This window comes from Gellertiella sp. DMC107 (assembly GCF_056313605.1).
The window spans coordinates 548,385-571,296 of sequence record NZ_JBQUZZ010000003.1 but is presented as its reverse complement, the minus strand read 5'-3'; the positions used below and the strand labels follow the sequence as shown (position 1 = coordinate 571,296).

Genomic DNA, 22,912 nt, shown 5'->3' with positions numbered 1-22,912 from the left:
TTCTGTTCCTCTCTGTTATGATCAGGCTTGTTTTCGGTTCACGAAGAAAAAGATGGTCACCACCGCGATGGACAGCAGCAGGAAGACCGTGGAGATGGCGTTCATCTCCGGTGTGATGGCGCGGCGCAACTGGCCGAGCATGTAGGTCGGCAGCGTATCCTGCCCCGCCATCTTGACGAACTGGGTGATCACCACGTCATCCAGCGAGATGACGAAGGCGAGCATCATGCCGGCGAGAATGCCGGGCCAGAGGAGCGGCAGCGTGACGTAGCGGAACGCCTTGAAGGGCGTGGCATAGAGATCTGCCGCTGCCCGCTCGAGCGTCTCGTCCATGTTTTCGAGGCGCGCCCGGATCGGCAGATAGGCGAAGGGCACGCAAAACGCCGTGTGGGCGGCGATCAGGTAGCCCATGCCCGCATAGCCGGTCCATTGCTTGATCTGCGCGAAGAAGATCAGCAGCGCCACGGCGGTCACGATTTCCGGCACCATCAGCGGCAGGTTGATGAAGGCATATTTGAAGGTCAGGCCACGATAGGCTTCGGTGCGTGTGGTGGCGATCGCCGCCAGTGTGGCCGCCGCGGTGGAAATGATCGCCGCCGTTACCGCAATCTGCAGCGAACGGATGGACGTATCAATGACGAGCTGATTTTCCGCCGCCTTGGCGAACCAGCGCAGCGATACGCCCTGCCAGTCCGACAGCGAATTGCCGGCATTGAAGGCGAACACCACCAGAACCGCAATCGGCAGATAGAGCGCGAAGAAGCAGAACAGCGCGATGAAGGTAAAGCCGCTCTGGTGGCGGACCGAAAAGGACGACTTAGCCATGGGCGCCTCCCTTCTGGCTGCCGGCATTGCGCACATAGGCCAGCATGGCGATCATCACGATGGCCATGAGAGTGATGGAGAGGGCGGAGCCGAGCGGCCAGTTGCGCCCCTGGCCGAACTGCAGTTCGATGAGGTTGCCGAGCATCATGTTCTTGCCGCCGCCGAGAATCGACGGCGTCACATAGGCGCCGAGCGACGGGATGAAGACGAGGATGGAGCCGGCGATAATGCCGGGCTTCACCAGCGGCACGATGATCTTCCACAGCACCTGCCGGGGCGTGGCATAGAGGTCGTAACCGGCCTCCACGAGACGAAAATCGATCTTCTCCATGCTGGCATAGAGCGGCAGCACCATCAGCGGCAGATAGACATAGACCATGCCCGCCAGGATCGCCCCATCGGTGAACAGCATCTGGATTGGCGCGGAAATGACGCCGAGGCGCATCAGGACCGTGTTGATCAGGCCCTCGTTGCGGATGATCTCCAGCATCGCGAAGGTGCGGATGAGGATGTTCGTCCAGAAGGGAATGGTGATCAGGAACAGCCAAAGCTCGCGGGTCCGCTCCGGCCGGGTCGCGATGAAATAGGCCGTCGGAAACCCGAAGAAGAGTGTCACGAGTGTGGTGACCAGAGACAGTCCGACCGACCGGTTGAAGATGGTGAGATGGGCGCTCGCGATCGAGACGGTGTCGTCGAAGATATCCCGCTCGAAGGGCACGCTGAACCACGCTTCCGTGGAGAAGATCCACTTCACATTGCCGTAGTCGCCGGGGGTGAGGAAGGAATAGACCACCACGATCAGCAGCGGACCGGTGGCCGCGAGCAGGATGATCAGAAGGGCAGGGGCCGACAGCAGCCAGCGATTGCGTATCCGCCGCTGCCGTTCACTTTCGATGAGATCGGTTCCGGCGCTCATGGGTCAGTTCCTCAGGACCCGGGCCGCGCCCGGTTCGAAGCGGAGGCCGACCCGGGCACCCTTTTCGAGCCCGAAACTCTGGCTCGGCTTGTTCTGCGCGCGCACCTTGAAGACGCCGCGGCCTTCCCCGAGATCCACATCGAAGAACGTATCCGTTCCGAAATAGATGATATCAGCGAGCGTTCCAGAAAGGACAGCGTCCGGGCTGTCGGCTGCAGTCAGTGCCGCATGTTCCGGCCGCAACATCAGCGTCACGTCGCCGGAGGCGTCGAAATCGCCCGGCAGCGAGGCGCTGACCATCTTTCCACCCGGCAGTTCCGTCTGCGCGGTCGTGCCATCCCGGGTCACGACGCGGCCCGTGATGAAGTTCGATTCGCCGATGAAGTCCGCCACGAAGCGCACGACCGGCTGGTCGTAGATTTCGCGCGGACGCCCCACCTGAAGAAGATTGCCGGTTTCCATGACCGCGATGCGGTCCGACATGGTCAGCGCCTCTTCCTGGTCATGGGTCACGAAGACGAAGGTAATGCCGGTTTCCGCCTGCAGACGCTTCAGCTCCACCTGCATTTCCTTGCGCAGCTTGTAATCGAGCGCCGAAAGCGGCTCATCGAGCAACAGCACCTTAGGCTTCGGGGCGAGCGCCCGGGCAAGGGCGACGCGCTGCTGCTGTCCGCCGGAGAGCTGGCTGGTCTTGCGTCCACCGAACTTTTCCATCCGCACAAGCTTCAGCATCTCCGCGACCCGGGCCTCGATCTCCGCCTTCGGCCGGCCGAGCATTTTGAGGCCGAAGCCGAGATTCTCCGAAACGGTCATGTGCGGGAAGAGCGCATAGTTCTGGAAAACCGTATTGATCGGCCGCTTGTAGGGCGGCATCGCGCCGATCTCGTTGCCATCGAGCAAAATCTCGCCCGTGGATGGAAATTCGAATCCGGCAATCAGCCGTAACAGCGTGGTCTTGCCGCAACCGGAGGGACCGAGCAGCGTGAAGAATTCATTCTGCCGGATGGAAAGGCTGGCACTGCGGACGGCGGTGACCGCCCCTTCGCCGGCACCGTAGGTCTTGGAGACGCCACGGATGTCGATGGCATTGGATGCAGGCATGATTGGTTTTCAACCCTGTTTTTTGGTTCCCCATTAAGGGGCAGAAGATCACGCTGCCCCTTGTTTGACAATGCGATTTTTCCCTCCGGACCCCAAATTGGACGCTATCCGTTTTACCAATGGGAGGGATCGGAAAAACCTGTTCTTCCGCCGATCAGGGTGCCCGCGATTGCGAGTGTGTGAAGGTCGGAGGGCAGTGTCGAATCGATATCGCCTGTCAGGAACACGAGATCGGCCAGGTATCCCGGCCGGATCCGTCCCTTCCGGTCTTCGGCAAATTCCGCATAGGCGCCCTCGACCATATAGGCGGCAATGGCCTCGTCTAGCGTGAAGGCGTGATCGATATCCTCCGGTCCCCACGGCTTGCGGTTGACGGCGGCTTCGATGCCGAGAACGGGGGCGATGGGCGATACCGGCCAATCCGAGGCAAAAGGAATGTGCGCGCCTGCCTCCTTGAGCGTCCGCCAGGCATAGGAATAGCGCCAGCGGTGGCGTCCGATCTTGGAGACCGTCGGCTCGAGCGGCAGGCCCTGCGCGCCCGGCGGATGGGGTGGCTGCATGGAGGCGATGACGCCCAGCTCCGCAAAGCGGTGGATATCGTCCGGATGGATGACTTCGATATGCTCGATGCGGTGGCGGCTGTCGCGTTTGCCATTGGCCTTCTGCGCCGCTTCATAGGCATCGAGCACCGCCCGCACGGCGCCGTCGCCGATGGCGTGCACGGCGATCTGCAGGCCGCGACGGTCTGCCTCGATGATGGCGGCGCGAAATTTTTCGTCCGTAAACAGCGGCTCGCCGTTCTTGCCATCATCCGCATAGGGTTCGACCATCACAGCCGTGCCGCTGTCAATCACGCCGTCGTGGAAGAATTTCACCAGCCCGGAAGAGAGATAGTCGTTATTGTAGCGCGTGGCCATGTCGCTCGCCCGCTCCAGGGCGGACAGTTCCATGAAGGGCTTGAAGTGGAAAGGCACCTTGATGCGGCAGGGCAGAAAACCATCCTCGTTCAGCACCGCCTCCAGCAGTTCCAGCTGATAGCGGTTGCCATCCATATTGTGGATCGAGGTGATTCCATGCGCCGCGCAGTAGGCAAGGCCCCGCCGCATCACGTCCATGTCCCGGCGGAACGTGGCCTCGTCGGGGTAGGGGTCGGGTTCGAGACCTGTTGCAAGGCCCTGGCGGTAGCGGTCGAAACCGGAAATCACCAGCAGTGGATTGAAGGCTTCCATCTCCCGCAGTTCGCCGGCGGCGGTTCCATCATCCGCCATGACGATTTCGTTTCCGGGTGGCACGGTGCCGCCATGAAGAAGGCCGGCCATGGTCAGCGCCCGCGTATTGGCCCAGGCGGTATGATGGTCATGCGCGAAGATGACCAGCGGACGATCCGGCATCATCCGGTCGAGATCCTGCCGGGTCACGGCGACTCCTTGGCCCAGCAGCGTGTAGTCCGCCCCCTGGGCATACAGCACCTTTTCGTCCGGCTTGCCGGCGGCATAGGCGCGGATCTTCTCGGTCAGGGCAGTTTCTCCGGAAATGCCGGCGAGCTGCAGATGGTCGAGCTCCGCCGAACCCGAAAAGATATGCATGTGATTCTCGGAAAAGCCCGGAAGGACGGAGCCACCACGGGCATCAATCACCCTTGTGTCCGGTCCCATATGCGCCTCGATCTCCGCCCGTTTGCCCACCTTCAGGAAGCGCCCGCCGGAGATGGCAACCGCCTCTGCATGGGGATTGTCAGGGTCCATGGTCCGGACCTTGCCATTGACGACGATGACCTCTGCGAAATCAGACATGATGCAAGCCCTGCTGTTGACGATCAGCCACAGGCTAAGCGGACAAGAAGGCCGCTGGCAATGGAGGAAATTATACACGCACATAATTAGCCGATCTGCCGTCCGGCAGGGGGTGGAATCGACTCAAGGGGCGCGCTTCTTCCAGGTGGCAATCATCGCATTGACCTTGGGCTGAACCCGACGGCGGGCCTCCTCCCGCTCGACCCCGCAAAGCAGCATCTGATCGTAATCGGTCATGTGATGCCGGAGGACTGTCTGCATGGTGATTCCCACAGCCATACCGATGGTGGCATCGCGCCAATCCTTGCCAGCAATTTCGTTGACAAAGAAGCGCACCGCAAAATCAGGGCAGCCAGGATGCTTCTTGCGGATGTGCTTTTCGATTGCCATAGGCGCAAAACGCATGGCGAAAAACCTTGTGCAGCCCAGGAACCGCGTCGGAACCGCCTTTATGCGGGCCGTTGGCGGCAAAGACAGCCGCAGCTTAGCAGCGGAAAGCAGGTTGCGCAATGAAACGCTAATAAAGAGGTATGTGAGGAGGAATGGTGGGCGATGAGAGACTCGAACTCCCGACATCTTCGGTGTAAACGAAGCGCTCTACCAACTGAGCTAATCGCCCGTCCCGGTGGCCGTTTTGGCCCCGCCGTTGCGGTGGCCGTGATCTATGCGGATCGGAGAAAAACCGCAAGAGCGTTTTTGCGCTTTTCTTGAATTTTTTTTGACGGGCGGCGGGAAAGCCCGGAAATCCGGGATTTTCCATTATGGGGATTTTTTCCGGCGCCGGCGGTGTCCGGCGCACCGGTGCCTGCTCTTCCAGTTGACGGGCGCCCGATCTGCGGGAATCGCTCTCGGCAGGATGGAGAAAGGGAGAGCAGGAAGGAGGAACCTCGCCGACAACTCCCTGATTCCATTCAGCGCTGCATCGAAGAGTGAAGGCGCCGCGAGAATAGGGGCGTCTGTTGCGGGGCCTGTCACAGGATTTTCACAGCTGCCTCGATATTGTGTCGGAAACCTGCTTGACACCCGGGAACGAACCCCTTAGTTAGCCGCTCATCGAACGGCGCGGGCCGGTCGGTACCGCTCCGGAGCGCCAAGCGAAGGGGCGGGTTTCAGAAGGCAATGCGGGTGTAGCTCAGTCGGTTAGAGTGCCGGCCTGTCACGCCGGAGGTCGCGGGTTCGAGCCCCGTCACTCGCGCCACTTCTGAAAACCGGTTGAGCTGACAGGCTCTCCTATGAAATGCGCGGGTGTAGCTCAGTCGGTTAGAGTGCCGGCCTGTCACGCCGGAGGTCGCGGGTTCGAGCCCCGTCACTCGCGCCATTCTCTCTCACGATAAAATAAGTCCTGTAGAGGCAAGATCTTGCCCTTGTTGCGTTTGTCGCAATTCTTACATTTCGACTAAATTCCGTTTTGATTTGAAAGCCTTGTGCGTTGCACAAGTGTTAATGCGGGCTTGCCCGGTGCCGGGATGGGACGCTTTAAACGCAGCCTTCACCGTGCGTCGTAAGGTCTTAGAATGCCGCAACATTTTCTTTCGAAATGGATTCCCTAAGCCGCGATAATCCGGTAGTGGTTGAAAAGCGCGCGCAAGCCTTGCGCTCCCGCGCGTGCTGCGCTAACGACAACCGCATTGTTATATTCTAATCGGCTTGCCGGCTCGCCCGAGTCGTTGCTGCCCCAGGCACGCAAAGCAGGCAGGGATGGACATCATGACTGATCTTCTCAGTTCCTACGTTCCGATCGCGATCTTCATCGGTATTTCACTTGTCATTGGGCTTGCCCTCCTGATCGCGCCCTTCGCTGTTGCGTTCAAGGCGCCCGACTCGGAAAAGCTCTCGGCCTATGAGTGCGGCTTCAACGCCTTCGATGATGCGCGCATGAAGTTCGATATCCGCTTCTATCTGGTGTCGATCCTGTTCATCATCTTCGACCTGGAAGTGGCCTTCCTGTTCCCCTGGGCGGTTTCCTTCAGTGCGATCGGCTGGTTCGGTTTCTGGTCCATGATGGTCTTCCTTGGTGTGTTGACCATCGGCTTTATCTATGAGTGGAAGAAGGGAGCTCTCGAATGGGAGTGATGGATGGAACCCTGGTTGCCCCGCAGCCCAAGGGCATTCTCGACCCGCGCACGGGCAAGCCTGTCGGCAGCGACGATGCCTATTTCGGCGAGATCAACAATGAGCTCGCCGACAAGGGCTTTCTGGTCACCTCCACCGATGAGCTGATCAACTGGGCGCGAACCGGATCGCTGATGTGGATGACCTTCGGGCTCGCCTGTTGCGCCGTGGAAATGATGCAGATGTCCATGCCGCGCTACGATGCCGAGCGCTTCGGTTTTGCGCCGCGCGCCTCGCCGCGCCAGTCGGATGTGATGATCGTCGCAGGCACGCTGACCAACAAGATGGCGCCGGCGCTGCGCAAGGTCTATGACCAGATGCCCGAGCCGCGCTATGTCATCTCGATGGGCTCTTGCGCCAATGGTGGCGGCTACTATCACTATTCCTACTCGGTCGTGCGCGGCTGTGATCGCGTCGTGCCGGTGGATATCTATGTTCCGGGCTGTCCGCCCACGGCAGAGGCATTGCTCTACGGCGTGCTGATGCTGCAGAAAAAGATCCGCCGTACCGGCACGATCGAGCGCTAAGGGCAGGGATCATCCATGAGCATTGAAGTGCTGAACACGCTCGCGACCAAGCTTCAGGAAGCAAAGGGCAACCTGATTGCCGCCTCTGCAGTGAACTACGGTGAGCTGACCCTGGTCTCCACGCCGGACAATCTGATCGCCCTGCTGACATTCCTCCGGGATGACGTCCGCTTCGGCTTCGTCAACCTGATCGATGTCTGTGGTGTCGACTGGCCGGAGCGCGCCGAGCGTTTCGAGGTGGTCTATCACCTGCTCTCTCCGAAGCTGAACCAGCGCGTCCGGATCAAGGTATCCGTTGCCGAAGACCAGCCGGTGCCCTCCGCAACGGCCGTGTTTCCGGGTGCCGACTGGTTCGAGCGCGAAACCTGGGACATGTACGGCATTCCCTTCACCGGGCATCCTGACCTGCGCCGCATCCTGACCGACTATGGTTTTGAAGGTCATCCGCTCCGCAAGGACTTCCCGATGACCGGCTATGTCGAAGTTCGCTACGACGATGCGGCAAAGCGCGTGGTTTACGAACCGGTCGAACTGAAGCAGGAATTCCGTAACTTCGACTTCCTCAGCCCCTGGGAAGGCACCGACTATGTGCTTCCCGGCGATGAGAAGGCAAAGTGAGGGAAAGTGAGTAGTGAGTAGTGAGTAGTGAGTAGTTTGCAGAGGGCTTCATGCAGCCTGAAGGTCGGATTTCCTCGTATCGGGATTTGAAGGTCTGGCAATTTGCGGTCGAATTGGCGGCAAGATGTTATGAACTAACAAAGTCATATCCGAGAGATGAGATCTTCTGCCTGGTCGCCCAGATGCGGCGATGCTCGGTGTCGGTGGCAGCGAATATCGCCGAAGGATACGGGCGGGAGTAGCGAGGAGCCTTCGTGCAGTTTCTGCGCATTGCTCAGGGGTCACTGAAGGAATTGGAAACGCATGTGGTGATTTCGCAGCGTGTGGGCTTTCTCCAGGCAGAAGCTGCTGCGGACTTGCTGGATGCAAGTGAAGAATGCGGAAAGATGCTGCGATCACTGATAAGGGTCGTGCAACGCAAACAGGCGGATGAATAGGCTGGTACCGGATGACCACTACTCACTACTCACTATTCACTACTTACTCCGTATCGGGAGCGCGTTGACATGAACGAACATAATGTCCGCAACTTCAACATCAATTTCGGGCCGCAGCATCCGGCTGCGCATGGCGTTCTGCGTCTTGTGCTGGAGCTTGACGGCGAAATTGTGGAGCGTGTGGATCCCCATATCGGGCTTCTGCATCGGGGCACCGAAAAGCTGATCGAGGCAAAGACCTATCTGCAGGCGCTGCCCTACTTCGACCGCCTCGACTATGTGGCGCCGATGAATCAGGAGCACGCCTATTCGCTGGCCGTCGAGAAGCTGCTCGGGATCCAGATCCCGATCCGTGGGCAGCTGATCCGCGTCCTGTATTCGGAAATCGGCCGTATCCTGTCGCATCTCCTGAACGTGACGACCCAGGCCATGGACGTGGGCGCGCTGACGCCGCCGCTCTGGGGCTTCGAGGAACGCGAAAAGCTGATGGTGTTCTATGAGCGCGCCTCGGGTGCCCGCATGCACGCCGCCTATTTCCGCCCCGGTGGTGTCCATCAGGATCTGCCGCACGAGCTCGTCGAGGATATCGGCAAGTGGTGCGATCCCTTCCTGCAGACGCTGCAGGATATCGATGACCTGCTGACCCCGAACCGCATCTTCAAGCAGCGCAACGTCGATATCGGCGTGGTCGACCTGAAGGATGCCTGGGCCTGGGGCTTCTCGGGTGTGATGGTGCGTGGCTCGGGTGCCGCCTGGGATCTGCGCAAGTCGCAGCCCTATGAATGCTATGCGGATCTGGAATTCGATATTCCAATCGGCAAGAACGGCGATTGCTACGACCGTTACCTCATTCGCATGATCGAAATGCGGGAGTCGGTGAAGATCATCAAGCAGTGCGTCAACCGCCTGCTCGGCGATGCCAAGATCGGCCCGGTCTCTTCTCTCGATGGCAAGGTGGTTCCGCCGAAGCGGGGCGAGATGAAGCGCTCGATGGAATCGCTGATTCACCACTTCAAGCTTTACACTGAGGGCTATCACGTGCCCGAGGGCGAAGTTTACGCCGCGGTCGAGGCGCCGAAGGGCGAGTTCGGCGTGTACCTGGTTTCGGATGGAACCAACAAGCCGTATCGCTGCAAGATTCGGGCTCCGGGCTATGCGCATCTGCAGGCGATGGATTTCCTGTGCCGCGGTCATCAGCTGGCAGACGTCTCGGCCGTACTCGGGTCGCTCGACATCGTGTTCGGTGAGGTTGACCGCTGATGCGAAACCTTGGCCTTGCCCTGATCGGTCTCGTTCTCGTCGTTGCACCTGCCTGGGCGCAATCGGCAAGCGACACCTCGTCGGAAGGGAAAACCACCTTCGACGGCACCGACAGTGGCACGGCCGAAGGCCAGCCCGGCAAAACGGCAACCATGGCCGAGTTGCTGCAGGATGGATACGAGATCAAGTCGTCGGTGCCGTCGGGGACCGACAAGCTGATCATTTTTATGCAGAATGAGAAGTCGGCCTATGCCTGCGAATTCACCAATGTGGAGAATACGCGGTGTGGATCCATAAATTGACAAGGCGTGAGGAAGAATGTCCGTTCGTCGACTAGCCGAAGACCAGTTCCAGCCCGCGAGCTTCGCGTTCAACGCGGAAAATGCCGTCTGGGCAGAGGCAACCATCAGGAAATATCCGGAAGGCCGGCAACAATCGGCGGTCATTCCGCTGTTGATGCGTGCCCAGGAGCAGGATGGATGGGTCACCCGTGCCGCGATCGAGACCATCGCCGACATGCTCGGAATGGCCTATATCCGCGTGCTCGAAGTGGCGACCTTCTACACCCAGTTCCAGTTGAAGCCGGTCGGTACGCGCGCCCATGTTCAGGTCTGCGGCACGACGCCCTGCATGCTGCGTGGCGCGGAAGACCTCATCCGGGTCTGCAAGTCGAAGATCCATGCGGAACCCTTCCACACCAACGCCGATGGCACCTTGTCGTGGGAAGAGGTGGAATGCGCCGGCGCCTGCGTGAACGCGCCGATGGTCACGATCTTCAAGGATACCTATGAGGACCTGACCCCGACCCAGCTTGAGCATATCATCGACCGCTTCGAGGCTGGCCGCGGGGCCGACATCCGTCCAGGCCCGCAGAACGATCGCATCTATTCCGCTCCCCAGGGCGGTCTGACGTCGCTGACCGAAGACATCAAGCCGGTCAACAATTTCGCCAAGGCTGCTGCCGCCGCTCCGGCTGCCGCAGAGCCCGCCGTATCCGTGCCGCCGGCCAATGCTGCAAAGCCTGATTCGTCTGCCGTTGAAACGGCACCGGCGCTGAAGACTCCCGCAGAAGGCAAGACGGCACAGAACGGCCAGGCGCCGATCAAGAACGTCGCGAAGCCTTCGCTGGACGATCCGAACCGGCCGAAGGGCATCGAACGTCCGGCGACCGTCGACAATCTGGAACTGATTTCGGGCGTCGGTCCGAAAATTTCCGGCATCCTGCACGAACTCGGCATCTTCACCTTTGCCCAGATCGCCGGCTGGACCGCCACCGAGCGCGCCTGGGTCGACGGCTACCTGAATTTCAAGGGCCGGATCGATCGCGACGACTGGGTCAAGCAGGCCGAGGCCCTCTCGAAGGGCGAAGAAGAATATATCAGGGTTTTCGGCAAGAAGCCGCGGTAAGAGGTTAGCATGCTCAGAGATCAGGATCGTATCTTTACGAACATCTACGGCCTCAAGGACAAGTCGCTGAAGGGCGCCATGGCCCGTGGCCACTGGGATGGCACCAAGCAGCTGCTCGAAATGGGCCGCGACTGGATCATCAACGAGGTGAAGAACTCGGGGCTTCGCGGTCGCGGTGGCGCCGGCTTCCCGACCGGCCTCAAGTGGTCCTTCATGCCGAAGGAAAGCGACGGTCGCCCGCATTACTTGGTGGTCAATGCCGACGAATCCGAACCCGGCACCTGCAAGGATCGCGAGATCATGCGCCATGATCCGCACACGCTGATCGAGGGCTGCGTGATCGCGTCCTTCGCCATGGCTGCCCATTACGCCTATATTTACGTGCGTGGCGAGTTCATGCGCGAGCGCGAGGCGCTGCAGGCGGCCATCGACGAGTGCTATGAGGCCGGCCTGCTCGGCAAGAATAACAAGCTCGGCTATGACATCGACATCGTGGTTCACCACGGCGCCGGCGCCTATATCTGCGGCGAGGAAACGGCGCTGCTCGAAAGCCTGGAAGGCAAGAAGGGCCAGCCGCGCCTGAAGCCGCCGTTCCCGGCAAACATGGGTCTCTATGGCTGCCCGACGACCGTGAACAACGTCGAATCGATCGCCGTCACCCCCACCATCCTGCGCCGTGGCGCCAGCTGGTATGCGAGCTTCGGCCGTCCGAACAACACGGGAACCAAGCTGTTCTCGATCTCGGGTCATGTGAACCGTCCTTGCACGGTGGAAGAATCCATGTCGATCAGCTTCGAAGAGCTGATCGAGAAGCATTGCGGCGGCATTCGCGGCGGCTGGGACAACCTGCTGGCCGTAATCCCCGGCGGCTCGTCCGTTCCCTGCGTTCCGGGCGAGCAGATCCGCAACGCAGTGATGGATTATGATGGCCTGCGTGAACTGGGCTCCGGTCTGGGTACCGCCGCTGTCATCGTCATGGACAAGTCGACGGATATCGTGAAGGCCATCTGGCGCCTCTCTGCCTTCTACAAGCATGAGAGCTGCGGCCAGTGCACGCCTTGCCGCGAAGGCACGGGCTGGATGATGCGCGTGATGGATCGCATGGTGAAGGGCAATGCCCAGAAGCGCGAGATCGACATGCTCTTCCAGGTCACCAAGCAGGTCGAAGGCCACACCATCTGTGCGCTCGGCGATGCGGCGGCCTGGCCGATCCAGGGTCTGATCAAGCATTTCCGTCCGGTGATGGAAGCGCGCATCGACGAATATACCCGCAATGCGATGGCGCATGGCGTGGTCATGGAAGCGGCGGAGTAACGAATCATGGTTGCGGACCGGGGCGAAAAGGCAGGTATGGCGGGTCGGGAGGCGGAAGCCTTCCAGTCCATGCTGTCCGGCGTTCCGCCCATGGTCCTGCCCCCGTTGATGGCGCCGACCGCTGGAGCTTTCGCTGCAGCAACCGTCATGGGCCTCGGATTCGCCAATCAGATCGCCGGCGCCTATCTCGGTTTCCTGAAAGGCGCGGTCGAAACCGGTCGCCTGATGGCGGAGGTGATGGGTGCACCGGACGCGGAACGGCTGGCGGACGAGGATGGGATCCCCGTTGAAGCGAAAGTCTCGGCCGAACACGAAAATGTCGTTGCGCTGAAGCCGGTGCGCAAATCGGGCGAAGAGGCCTCTCAGCCGGTTGCCCGCAAGCTCGCGGCAAAGCGCGTCGGCGAAAAGAAGGCTTCGGGACGCACGGCAAAAGCCGCCGCCGCACCGAAAGCCGAGGCCGATGTCACGGGCCTGCGCCAGCTTCCGGGCGTCGGGCCGAAACTGGAGAGCCTGCTGAAGGCGAGGGGGCTCGGCACGCTGCAGGCGATTGCCGCGCTGTCCAGCGGTGAGGCCGAGGCACTGGATGACGATCTCGGCCTCGACGGCCGGATTGCACGGGATGGCTGGATCGAAAGAGCCGCCATTCTCGCGAAGGGATAAGAGGCGACCCTTCGGGGTCGGAGACGACGGAAATGCAGTCATCTGCTGTGTTTCCGGGGGGCCGGGGACGGTTCCATGAGGAATGAATGTCAGCGGTACGGGCCGGGGTCATGACCTGCGGCCTGAACCGGTTGGAAAAAATTTGCAGCCATGCCCGGCGGCAACGCGAACAGGACTGAAGTTGAGACAATGGCAAAGCTGAAAGTTGACGGTAAAGAGATCGAGGTTCCGGATCATTTCACGCTTCTGCAAGCGTGCGAGGAAGCCGGTGCCGAAGTCCCGCGCTTCTGTTTCCATGAACGCCTCTCCGTGGCGGGTAACTGCCGCATGTGCCTTGTCGAGGTGAAGGGTGGCCCGCCGAAGCCGGCGGCCTCCTGCGCCATGGGCGTGCGCGACATCCGCGGCGGCCCGAACGGCGAGCTGCCGGAAGTGTTCACCAACACGCCGATGGTCAAGAAGGCCCGCGAAGGCGTGATGGAATTCCTGCTGATCAACCATCCGCTGGATTGTCCGATCTGCGACCAGGGCGGTGAATGCGACCTGCAGGACCAGGCCATGGCCTTCGGTATCGATAGCTCGCGCTACACCGAAGACAAGCGCGCCGTCGAAGACAAGTATATCGGCCCGCTGGTGAAGACGGAGATGAACCGCTGCATCCACTGCACGCGCTGCGTCCGCTTCACCACCGAGGTGGCCGGCATTGCCGAGCTCGGGCTCATCGGCCGTGGCGAGGATGCGGAAATCACCACCTATCTCGAGCAGGCCATGACCTCCGAGCTGCAGGGCAACGTGGTTGACCTCTGCCCGGTCGGTGCACTCACCTCGAAGCCTTTCGCCTTCACCGCCCGTCCTTGGGAACTCGGCAAGACCGAAAGCATCGACGTCATGGATGCGCTGGGTTCGGCCATCCGCGTCGATACGCGCGGCCGTGAAGTCATGCGCATCCTGCCGCGCGTCAATGAAGAGATCAACGAAGAGTGGATTTCCGACAAGTCGCGCTTCATCTGGGATGGCCTGAAGACCCAGCGTCTTGACCGCCCCTATGTTCGCCGCGATGGCCGTCTCCAGCCCGCAAGCTGGGCAGACGCCTTCGGCGCGATCAAGGCGGCCGTATCGGCGACCTCGGGCGAGAAGATCGGCGCGATTGCTGGCGATCTCGCTTCCGTCGAGGAAATCTATGCGCTGCGCGAGCTGATCCGCTCCCTCGGCTCGAACAATCTGGACTGCCGCCAGGATGGCGTTGCGCTCGACCCGTCTCTCGGTCGGGCCTCCTACCTGTTCAATGCCACGATCGAGGGCATCGAGCAGGCCGACGCCATTCTGCTCGTCGGCTCCAGCCCGCGTTATGAAGCCGCCGTCCTGAATGCCCGCATCCGCAAGCGCTGGCGCCGGGGCGGCCTCGCCATCGGCCTGATCGGCGAAGGCGGCGAAATGCGCTACCCTTACGAATATCTCGGGGCCGGGACCGATACGCTTGCCGATCTTGCTGCCGGCAATGGCAGTTTCCTTGCCAGGCTGAAGGGCGCGCAGAAGCCGCTCGTCATCGTCGGCCAGGGTGCGCTGACCGGGCTCAACGGCGCGGAAGTGCTCGCCAATGCCGCCAAGCTTGCCGTCGACGTCGGAGCGGTCAAGGACGGCTGGAACGGTTTCTCGGTTCTCCACACCGCCGCCTCGCGTGTCGGCGCGCTCGATCTCGGTTTCGTGCCGGGCGAGGGCGGCCACAATGCGGCTGCGATGCTCGCCTCCATGGACGTGCTCTTCCTGCTCGGTGCGGATGAACTGGATTTCTCCGCCAAAAGCGCGAAGTTCACCGTTTACCTCGGTTCGCATGGCGACCAGGGCGCGATGCATGCGGATGTCATTCTTCCGGCAGCCGCCTACACCGAAAAATCCGGTACGTGGGTGAATACGGAAGGCCGCGTCCAGATGGGCAACCGCGCCGGCTTCCCGCCGGGCGACGCCCGCGAGGACTGGGCCATCCTGCGCGCGCTGTCCGATACGCTCGGCAAGCGTCTGCCCTTCGATTCGCTCGGCGCGCTGCGCAAGGCCCTGTATGCGGCCTACCCGCACTTTGCGAATGTGGACGAGATCGCCGCCGGCAATGCCGATGACGTGATCGCGCTTTCGAAAAAGGCCGGGAAGATGGCTTCTGCGGGCTTTACGCCGGCGGTCAAGGACTTCTATTTGACGAACCCGATCGCGCGCGCCTCCAAGGTGATGGCCGAGTGCTCGGCATTGGCCCGCAACAATTTCAAGGCTGCGGCAGAGTAAGGGCAGAAAAGCATGGATACCTTTGTTTCTACCTATGTCTGGCCGGCGGCCATCATGGTCGCGCAGTCGCTCTTGCTGCTGGTCTGCCTGCTGTTGCTGATCGCCTACTTCCTGTTGGCCGACCGCAAGATCTGGGCCGCCGTGCAGCTGCGCCGCGGGCCGAACGTCGTCGGTCCCTGGGGTCTGTTCCAGTCCTTCGCCGACCTTCTGAAGTTCGTCTTCAAGGAACCGGTCATTCCGGCAGGTGCCAACAAGGGCGTCTTCCTGCTGGCCCCGCTGGTTGGCGTCACGCTGGCGCTTGCGACCTGGGCGGTGGTGCCCCTGAATGCGGGCTGGGTGATTGCCAACATCAATGTCGGCATCCTCTACGTGTTCGCCATTTCCTCGCTCGAGGTCTACGGCATCATCATGGGTGGCTGGGCATCGAACTCCAAGTACCCCTTCCTCGGTGCGCTCCGTTCCGCGGCACAGATGGTTTCCTACGAAGTCTCGATCGGCTTCGTGATCGTGACGGTGCTGCTCTGCGTCGGCTCGCTGAACCTGACGGATATCGTCATGGCGCAGCATGATGGTCTCGGCACGCGCCTCGGGCTGCCGGCGTCCTTCCTGGACTGGCATTGGCTGTCGCTCTTCCCGATGTTCATCGTCTTCTTCATCTCTGCGCTCGCCGAGACGAACCGCCCGCCCTTCGATCTTCCGGAAGCGGAATCGGAACTGGTGGCCGGCTTCATGGTGGAATACGGGTCCACCCCCTACATGATGTTCATGCTGGGCGAATATTCGGCCATCGTGCTGATGTGCGCTCTCACCACCATCCTGTTCCTGGGCGGCTGGCTCCCCCCGGTCGACGTCTGGTTCCTCAATTGGGTCCCCGGCATCGTCTGGTTCCTGATCAAGGCGTCGCTCGTCTTCTTCATGTTCGCGATGGTCAAGGCCTTCGTGCCGCGCTACCGCTATGACCAGCTGATGCGGCTGGGCTGGAAGGTATTCCTGCCGATCTCGCTCGCCATGGTCATTATCACTGCATTCGTTCTGAAGTTCATGGGCTGGGCCTGATCCATGTCCGTGACCCTGAACGCGAGAATTGGAGGTTGACGATGGCTGCTCTAGGACGCGCTATCAACTCATTGTTCCTGAAGGAATTTGTCGGCGCCTTCGTGCTGTCGATGCGCTATTTCTTCAAGGCGAAGGCCACGGTGAACTATCCCTTCGAAAAGGGTCCGGTTTCCCCGCGCTTCCGCGGCGAACACGCGCTGCGCCGCTATCCCAACGGTGAGGAGCGTTGCATTGCCTGCAAGCTGTGCGAGGCGATCTGTCCCGCTCAGGCGATCACCATCGAAGCCGGTCCGCGCCGCAACGACGGCACCCGCCGCACGGTGCGGTACGATATCGACATGGTGAAGTGCATCTATTGCGGCTTCTGCCAGGAAGCCTGCCCGGTGGATGCGATCGTCGAAGGCCCGAACTTCGAATTCGCCACCGAGACCCGTGAGGAACTTTATTTCGACAAGCAGCGGCTGCTCGACAATGGCGACCGCTGGGAGCGCGAAATCGCGCGCAACATCGCCAAGGATGCCCCTTACCGCTGAGGTGAGGGATATCCCCGGTGGCCGGGCCAGAAGGCCGGGCCGCCACCAGTCAATTTTGAGGGATGTACCGGATGGCCGGTGCATGTCCGACGGGTGAGGGACGGCAAGTGTCCACACCCGGGGGAAGATGAAAAAGGCACCAACATGGGTCTTCAGGCTCTTTTTTTCTATCTTTTCGCCTTTGTCGCAATCGCGTCGGCGTTCATGGTCATCTGGGCGCGGAACCCGGTCCACTCGGTCCTGTTCCTCATCCTGACCTTCTTCAATGCGGCGGGCCTGTTCCTGCTGACCGGCGCTGAATTCCTGGCGATGATCCTGCTTGTGGTCTATGTCGGCGCGGTCGCGGTTCTCTTCCTCTTCGTGGTGATGATGCTCGACATCGATTTCGCGAAGCTCCGTTCCGCCGCGCTCGATTACGCGCCTGTGGGCGTGCTGATCGGACTGATCCTTGCCGCCGAACTGGTGGTGGTTGTCGGTGGAAGCGTGATCTCGCCCGAGATCGGCAAGACGATCGCCAATCCGATCCCGGATATCGCGACCCGCACCAACACGGCCGCCCTCGGCGACCAGCTCTACACAACCTACGTCTACTTCTTCCAGATCGCCGGCCTGGTTCTCCTGGTTGCGATGATCGGTGCCATCGTGCTGACGCTGCGTCATCGCACGAACATCAAGCGTCAGGATATCGCCGCTCAGGTCGCCCGCACGCCCGAAACCGCCGTCGAGGTGGTGAAGGTGAAGCCGGGGCAGGGGCTCTGAGGAGCGGAAAGGTCAAGGAAACAAACACATGGAAATCGGTCTTTCCCACTATCTCACCGTTAGCGCCATTCTCTTCATGCTCGGCGTCTTCGGGATCTTCCTGAACCGCAAGAACGTGATCATCATCCTGATGTCGGTGGAGCTCATCCTCCTTTCGGTCAACATCAACATGGTGGCCTTCTCGTCCTTCCTGCATGACCTGACCGGTCAGGTCTTCGCGCTCTTCATTCTGACGGTCGCAGCCGCCGAAGCGGCAATCGGCCTTGCAATTCTCGTGGTCTTCTACCGCAACCGCGGCTCCATCGCGGTGGAAGACGTCAATATGATGAAAGGCTGACGGCTCATGCTCCTCTACAAGGCTATTGTCTTTCTTCCCCTGATCGGAGCGATCATCGCCGGCCTGTTCGGCAATTCTATCGGCGCCAAGGCATCGGAATATGTCACCACCGGCCTGATGGTCGTGGCAGCCGCGCTCTCCTGGATCGTCTTTCTCAATGTGGGCTTCGGTCATCACGGTGAGGGCGAAGCCGCCATCAAGGTCGAGGTTCTTCGCTGGATCCAGTCCGGCGGCATCGACGTCGCCTGGTCGCTGCGCATCGATACGCTGACCGCGATCATGCTGATCGTGGTGAACTCGGTTTCCAGCCTGGTTCACCTCTACTCGATCGGCTACATGCACACGGATCCGCATCGCCCGCGCTTCTTTGCCTATCTGTCGCTCTTTACCTTCGCCATGCTGATGCTGGTGACCTCCGACAACCTGCTGCAGATGTTCTTCGGCTGGGAAGGGGTGGGTCTGGCGTCGTACCTGCTGATCGGCTTCTGGTTCAAGAAGCCGTCCGCGACCGCGGCCGCCATGAAGGCCTTCATCGTCAACCGCGTGGGCGACTTCGGCTTCGTGCTCGGTATTGCCGGCGTCTTCGTTCTGTTCGGCTCGATCAATTTCGATACGATTTTCGCAGCCGCCGCCACCTACCTGCCGGCTGAAGGTGCCGCGAACGCAGCCGACCCCGTGATCAATCTCTTCGGCATGCATCTCGACAAGGCCCATGCGCTGACCGCGGTCTGCCTGCTGCTCTTCATGGGCGCCATGGGCAAGTCGGCGCAGTTCCTGCTGCACACCTGGCTGCCGGACGCGATGGAAGGCCCGACCCCGGTTTCGGCGCTCATCCATGCCGCGACCATGGTGACCGCCGGCGTCTTCCTGGTCGCCCGCATGTCGCCGCTGTTCGAACAGAGCCATGATGCGCTGACCGTCGTCACGCTGATCGGCGCCATTACGGCATTCTTCGCCGCGACCGTCGGCCTCGTCCAGAACGATATCAAGCGCGTCATCGCCTATTCGACCTGCTCGCAGCTCGGCTACATGTTCGTATCGCTCGGCGTGGGCGCCTATGGGGCGGCCGTGTTCCACCTCTTCACCCACGCCTTCTTCAAGGCACTGCTCTTCCTGGGCGCCGGTTCGGTCATCCACGCCATGCACCACGAACAGGACATGCGCTTCATGGGCGGCCTGCGTTCGAAGATCCCGGTCACCTTCTGGACGATGATGATCGGTACGCTGGCCATCACCGGCGTCGGCATCCCCGGTACGGAATTCGGCTTCGCCGGTTTCCTTTCCAAGGATGCGATCATCGAGAGCGCCTATGCCTCGGAACTGCCGGTTGCCGGCTTTGCCTTCACCCTGCTGGTCATTGCGGCTCTCTTCACGAGCTTCTATTCCTGGCGTCTGGTGTTCATGACCTTCTTCGGCCATACCCGTGCGGATCATCATACCTATGATCATGCCCACGAGAGCCCGAAGGTCATGCTGATCCCGCTCTTCCTGCTCTCCGCCGGTGCGATCCTGGCCGGCATGGTCTTCTACGGCTACTTCGTCGGCGAGGAACAGGCCGAGTTCTGGAAGGGTGCGATCTTCTACGGTCCGAAAAACCATATCCTCGAAGAGGCGCATCACGTGCCGTTCTGGGTGAAGTCCTCGCCGTTCTTCGCCATGCTGATCGGTTTCGTCACGGCCTGGTACATGTATATCAAGTCGCCCTCGACGCCGAAGGTGCTCGCGACCCAGCATCGCGCGCTCTACAATTTCCTTCTCAACAAGTGGTATTTCGACGAGCTCTATGACCTGCTCTTCGTCCGTTCCGCCAAGGCGCTTGGCCGGTTCTTCTGGAAGAAGGGGGATGTCGGCCTCATCGATGCCTATGGTCCGAATGGTGTCGCAGCCCGCGTCGTCGATGTGACCAACCGGATGGTCCGGCTTCAGTCCGGCTATCTCTACCACTATGCCTTCGCGATGCTTCTCGGCATTGCGGCCCTCGTTACCTGGATGATGCTCGGGAGTTCCTTCTGATGACCGATTGGCCCATTCTTTCAACGGTCACGTTCCTGCCGCTTGTCGGCGTGGTACTGCTGCTTCTCATGCGGGAAGACGGCGCGAACGGCCGCCGCAACATCCTGAACATCTCGCTGCTGACGACGGTTGCGACGTTCCTTCTTTCGCTGCTGATCTGGTATGGCTTCGACAATGCCAATCCGGGCTTCCAGATGGTGGAAAGCCATCCCTGGCTCGGCACCGGTATCGGCTACCGGGTTGGTGTGGATGGCATTTCGATGCTCTTCGTCATCCTTTCCACGTTCCTCATGCCCTTCTGCGTGCTGGCGAGCTGGAACTCGATCGAGCATCGCCTGAAGGAATACATGATCGCCTTCCTCATCCTGGAAGTGCTCATGGTCGGCGTGTTCGTCTCGCTCGACATCGTTCTCTTCTACGTGTTCTTCGAGGCAGGCCTCATTCCGATGTTCATCATCATCGGTGTCTGGGGCGGCAAGGATCGCGTCTACGCATCCTACAAGTTCTTCCTCTATACGCTGCTCGGCTCCGTTCTGATGCTGCTGGCCATCATGGCCATGTACTGGGATGCGCAGACCACCGACATCACGAAGCTGCTGGCCCATGATTTCCCGGTCCACATGCAGACCTGGCTGTGGCTTGCCTTCTTCGCCTCTTTCGCGGTGAAGATGCCGATGTGGCCGGTCCACACCTGGCTGCCCGATGCCCACGTTCAGGCGCCCACGGCCGGTTCGGTCATCCTGGCTGGCATTCTGCTGAAGCTTGGCGGCTACGGTCTGCTCCGCTTCTCGCTGCCGATGTTCCCGGTCGCGTCCGATTTCTTCGCGCCTATGGTCTTCGCCCTTTCGGTCATCGCCATCATCTACACCTCTCTGGTGGCGATGATGCAGGAAGACATCAAGAAGCTGATCGCCTACTCCTCCGTCGCCCATATGGGTTACGTCACGATGGGCATCTTCGCGGCCAATACCCAGGGTGTGCAGGGCGCGATATTCCAGATGATCAGCCACGGCTTCGTGTCCGGCGCGCTCTTCCTCTGCGTCGGCGTGGTCTATGACCGCACCCATACCCGCGAGATCGCGGCCTATGGCGGTCTGGTCAACAACATGCCGAAATATGCCGTCGCCTTCATGGTCTTCACCATGGCGAATGTGGGCCTGCCCGGCACGTCCGGCTTCATCGGCGAATTCTTGACGCTGATGGGTGCCTTCCGGGCGAACACCTTCGTCGCGCTCTTCGCCGCCACGGGTGTCATTCTTTCGGCGGCCTATGCGCTCTGGCTCTATCGTCGGGTCGTGTTCGGTCCGCTCGAAAAGGAAAGCCTGAAGAGCCTGCTCGATCTTTCGGGCCGCGAAAAGCTGGTGCTTTACCCGCTGATCGCCGCGACCATCTTCTTCGGTGTCTATCCGGCGCCGATCTTCGATGCCACCGCCGCATCGGTCGACCAGCTGGTCAACCATTATGCGGTGGCGGTTGAAGCCGCGCACAAAGTCGCGGCACTGGTGAATTGAGGACAGGACGTCTGGATATGATTGCTGAAACACTCTCCGCTAGTCTGCATCTGACCTCACCGGAAATCAGCCTTGGCATCGGCGCGCTCGTTCTCCTGATGGTCGGCGTCTTTGCCGGCAAATCGGCGGCCGGGCTTGTCAATACACTGGCGATCCTGCTGCTGGTCGGCGTGGCCGCCTATGTCTTCGTCACGCCGCTCGAAGGCCTCGCCTTCGGGGGCGTGTTCAAGGCGGATGCCTTCGCGCGCTTCATGAAGCTGGCCGCGCTTTTCGCAGCCATCGTCTCGCTTTTCATGGCGGGGCTGCGCGCCAAGGCGGAACAGATCGACCAGTTCGAGTTCCCGGTTCTTGTCGTGCTCGCCACGCTCGGCATGATGCTGATGATCTCGGCCAATAACCTGATCTCGGTCTATATGGGCCTGGAGCTGCAGTCGCTCGCGCTTTACGTGCTGGCCGCCATGAACCGCGACAGCGCGCGCTCGACCGAAGCGGGTCTGAAATATTTCGTTCTCGGCGCGCTTTCCTCCGGCATGATGCTCTACGGCATGTCGCTGGTCTACGGCTTCACGGGCAATACGGGCTTTGCAGAAATCGCAGCTGCCCTGTCTGCTGAAACCCGCTCGCTGGGCTTTGTCTTCGGTCTGGTTTTCGTGCTCTCCGGCTTCGCCTTCAAGATTTCGGCCGTTCCCTTCCATATGTGGACGCCGGACGTGTACGAAGGTGCGCCCACTCCGGTCACGGCTTTCTTCGCCGGTGCGCCCAAGGTCGCAGCCATTGCGATGCTGGCCCGTATCGTGTCCTCGGCCTTCGGTCCGGTGGTGCATGATTGGCAGCAGGTGATCGTGTTCATCTCCATCGCCTCGATGCTGCTCGGCTCCTTTGCCGCCATCGGTCAGACCAACATCAAGCGCCTGATGGCCTATTCGTCCATCGGTCACATGGGCTATGCCCTGGTCGGCCTGGCAGCCCACAGCCGCATCGGCGCGTCCGGACTGATGATCTACATGGCGATCTATGTGGCCATGACGCTGGGTTCCTTCGCCATCATCATGTCGATGCGGAAGGCCGACGGCCAACCGTCGGAGAACATCGACGATCTCGCTGGCCTGTCGAAGACCAATCCGTTCATGGCCTTCGTGCTGACCCTGCTGATGTTCTCGCTTGCGGGCATTCCGCCGCTGGCCGGCTTCTTTGCGAAGTATTTCGTCTTCGTGGCCGCCATCGAAGCCAAGCTTTACGCGCTTGCCATCATCGGTGTGCTCGCCTCGGTGGTCGGTGCCTATTACTATCTGCGCGTCATCAAGGTCATGTGGTTCGATGATGCCAAGGGTGGCTTTGCGCCCGCCTCGGCTGGCCTGAAGCTGGTCTATGGCCTGTCCGGCCTCTTCGTAATGGCCTATGTGCTGTTCGGCAGCATCCTGGGCGATGCCGCGGACGCTGCAGCCAAGTCGCTGTTTTGACG

The 22,912-nt window shown here is 60.8% G+C and carries 21 protein-coding genes, 3 tRNA genes and 1 pseudogene; 19 read left to right on the top strand and 6 right to left on the bottom strand.

The window, feature by feature from the left end; all coding sequences use genetic code 11:
- Nucleotides 1-21 precede the first annotated feature (21 nt).
- From ACT54B_RS13480 to ACT54B_RS13455, 6 genes are all read right to left on the bottom strand, one after another.
- The gene (locus tag ACT54B_RS13480; protein WP_476045496.1) at nucleotides 22-825 is read right to left on the bottom strand and encodes an ABC transporter permease; all 804 of its coding nucleotides are present in this window, start codon (nucleotides 823-825) and stop codon (nucleotides 22-24) included.
- On the bottom strand, nucleotides 818-1,741 hold the full coding sequence (locus ACT54B_RS13475; RefSeq protein ID WP_476045495.1) for an ABC transporter permease: 924 nt from the start codon (nucleotides 1,739-1,741) through the stop codon (nucleotides 818-820). Before ACT54B_RS13475 ends, ACT54B_RS13480 begins: the two co-directional genes overlap by 8 nt.
- 3 nt (nucleotides 1,742-1,744) lie before the next feature.
- On the bottom strand, nucleotides 1,745-2,842 hold the full coding sequence (locus tag ACT54B_RS13470; RefSeq protein WP_476045493.1) for an ABC transporter ATP-binding protein: 1,098 nt from the start codon (nucleotides 2,840-2,842) through the stop codon (nucleotides 1,745-1,747).
- A gap of 113 nt (nucleotides 2,843-2,955) precedes the next feature.
- Nucleotides 2,956-4,635: an amidohydrolase gene (locus tag ACT54B_RS13465; protein WP_476045492.1), complete on the bottom strand. Its 1,680-nt coding sequence runs from the start codon at nucleotides 4,633-4,635 to the stop codon at nucleotides 2,956-2,958.
- A gap of 123 nt (nucleotides 4,636-4,758) precedes the next feature.
- The gene (locus ACT54B_RS13460) at nucleotides 4,759-5,040 is read right to left on the bottom strand and encodes a DUF2293 domain-containing protein (protein WP_476045491.1); all 282 of its coding nucleotides are present in this window, start codon (nucleotides 5,038-5,040) and stop codon (nucleotides 4,759-4,761) included.
- Between the two features lie 138 nt (nucleotides 5,041-5,178).
- A tRNA-Val gene (locus ACT54B_RS13455) sits at nucleotides 5,179-5,254 on the bottom strand.
- 502 nt (nucleotides 5,255-5,756) lie between these two features.
- Between ACT54B_RS13455 and ACT54B_RS13450 the strand changes: the two genes are divergently transcribed.
- The 19 genes and pseudogenes from ACT54B_RS13450 to nuoN all read left to right on the top strand — a co-directional run bounded on the left by ACT54B_RS13450 (nucleotide 5,757) and on the right by nuoN (nucleotide 22,910).
- A tRNA-Asp gene (locus ACT54B_RS13450) sits at nucleotides 5,757-5,833 on the top strand.
- Between the two features lie 43 nt (nucleotides 5,834-5,876).
- Nucleotides 5,877-5,953: transfer RNA gene (locus tag ACT54B_RS13445), tRNA-Asp, on the top strand.
- A 389-nt stretch (nucleotides 5,954-6,342) separates the two neighbouring features.
- Nucleotides 6,343-6,708: an NADH-quinone oxidoreductase subunit A gene (locus ACT54B_RS13440; protein ID WP_476045490.1), complete on the top strand. Its 366-nt coding sequence runs from the start codon at nucleotides 6,343-6,345 to the stop codon at nucleotides 6,706-6,708.
- The gene (locus ACT54B_RS13435; RefSeq protein ID WP_476045489.1) at nucleotides 6,699-7,274 is read left to right on the top strand and encodes a NuoB/complex I 20 kDa subunit family protein; all 576 of its coding nucleotides are present in this window, start codon (nucleotides 6,699-6,701) and stop codon (nucleotides 7,272-7,274) included. The genes ACT54B_RS13440 and ACT54B_RS13435 overlap by 10 nt, the downstream gene beginning before the upstream one ends.
- A 15-nt stretch (nucleotides 7,275-7,289) precedes the next feature.
- On the top strand, nucleotides 7,290-7,892 hold the full coding sequence (locus tag ACT54B_RS13430; RefSeq protein WP_476045488.1) for an NADH-quinone oxidoreductase subunit C: 603 nt from the start codon (nucleotides 7,290-7,292) through the stop codon (nucleotides 7,890-7,892).
- 50 nt (nucleotides 7,893-7,942) lie between these two features.
- Nucleotides 7,943-8,329, top strand: a pseudogene (locus ACT54B_RS13425) (four helix bundle protein).
- A 69-nt stretch (nucleotides 8,330-8,398) separates the two neighbouring features.
- Nucleotides 8,399-9,589 carry an NADH-quinone oxidoreductase subunit D gene (locus tag ACT54B_RS13420; protein WP_476045487.1) on the top strand — a complete coding sequence of 397 codons (1,191 nt, stop codon included), beginning with the start codon at nucleotides 8,399-8,401 and terminating at the stop codon, nucleotides 9,587-9,589.
- The gene (locus tag ACT54B_RS13415; protein ID WP_476045486.1) at nucleotides 9,589-9,891 is read left to right on the top strand and encodes a hypothetical protein; all 303 of its coding nucleotides are present in this window, start codon (nucleotides 9,589-9,591) and stop codon (nucleotides 9,889-9,891) included. The genes ACT54B_RS13420 and ACT54B_RS13415 overlap by 1 nt, the downstream gene beginning before the upstream one ends.
- Nucleotides 9,892-9,907: 16 nt before the next feature.
- Nucleotides 9,908-10,996 (top strand): NADH-quinone oxidoreductase subunit NuoE, encoded by a 1,089-nt coding sequence (nuoE, locus tag ACT54B_RS13410; protein ID WP_476045485.1) that lies wholly within the window; start codon nucleotides 9,908-9,910, stop codon nucleotides 10,994-10,996.
- A 9-nt stretch (nucleotides 10,997-11,005) separates the two neighbouring features.
- Nucleotides 11,006-12,310: an NADH-quinone oxidoreductase subunit NuoF gene (gene nuoF / locus ACT54B_RS13405; protein ID WP_476045484.1), complete on the top strand. Its 1,305-nt coding sequence runs from the start codon at nucleotides 11,006-11,008 to the stop codon at nucleotides 12,308-12,310.
- A gap of 6 nt (nucleotides 12,311-12,316) precedes the next feature.
- Nucleotides 12,317-12,970 carry a hypothetical protein gene (locus ACT54B_RS13400; protein ID WP_476045483.1) on the top strand — a complete coding sequence of 218 codons (654 nt, stop codon included), beginning with the start codon at nucleotides 12,317-12,319 and terminating at the stop codon, nucleotides 12,968-12,970.
- A 189-nt stretch (nucleotides 12,971-13,159) separates the two neighbouring features.
- Nucleotides 13,160-15,241, top strand: a complete 2,082-nt coding sequence (gene nuoG / locus ACT54B_RS13395; protein ID WP_476045482.1) for an NADH-quinone oxidoreductase subunit NuoG — start codon at nucleotides 13,160-13,162, stop codon at nucleotides 15,239-15,241.
- A gap of 12 nt (nucleotides 15,242-15,253) precedes the next feature.
- Nucleotides 15,254-16,297 carry an NADH-quinone oxidoreductase subunit NuoH gene (nuoH, locus tag ACT54B_RS13390; RefSeq protein ID WP_476045480.1) on the top strand — a complete coding sequence of 348 codons (1,044 nt, stop codon included), beginning with the start codon at nucleotides 15,254-15,256 and terminating at the stop codon, nucleotides 16,295-16,297.
- Between the two features lie 41 nt (nucleotides 16,298-16,338).
- A complete protein-coding gene (gene nuoI, locus ACT54B_RS13385; protein ID WP_476045478.1) occupies nucleotides 16,339-16,830 on the top strand; it encodes an NADH-quinone oxidoreductase subunit NuoI in 492 nt (163 codons plus the stop codon).
- 144 nt (nucleotides 16,831-16,974) lie between these two features.
- A complete protein-coding gene (locus ACT54B_RS13380; protein WP_476045477.1) occupies nucleotides 16,975-17,589 on the top strand; it encodes an NADH-quinone oxidoreductase subunit J in 615 nt (204 codons plus the stop codon).
- Between the two features lie 28 nt (nucleotides 17,590-17,617).
- On the top strand, nucleotides 17,618-17,926 hold the full coding sequence (gene nuoK / locus ACT54B_RS13375) for an NADH-quinone oxidoreductase subunit NuoK (protein WP_476045475.1): 309 nt from the start codon (nucleotides 17,618-17,620) through the stop codon (nucleotides 17,924-17,926).
- Nucleotides 17,927-17,932: 6 nt separating this feature from the next.
- Nucleotides 17,933-19,939 (top strand): NADH-quinone oxidoreductase subunit L, encoded by a 2,007-nt coding sequence (gene nuoL / locus ACT54B_RS13370; RefSeq protein WP_476045473.1) that lies wholly within the window; start codon nucleotides 17,933-17,935, stop codon nucleotides 19,937-19,939.
- Entirely contained in the window at nucleotides 19,939-21,450 is a 1,512-nt protein-coding gene (locus ACT54B_RS13365) for an NADH-quinone oxidoreductase subunit M (protein WP_476045471.1), read from the top strand. Before nuoL ends, ACT54B_RS13365 begins: the two co-directional genes overlap by 1 nt.
- A gap of 17 nt (nucleotides 21,451-21,467) precedes the next feature.
- Entirely contained in the window at nucleotides 21,468-22,910 is a 1,443-nt protein-coding gene (gene nuoN, locus ACT54B_RS13360) for an NADH-quinone oxidoreductase subunit NuoN (protein ID WP_476045470.1), read from the top strand.
- The last annotated feature ends 2 nt before the right edge of the window (nucleotides 22,911-22,912 follow it).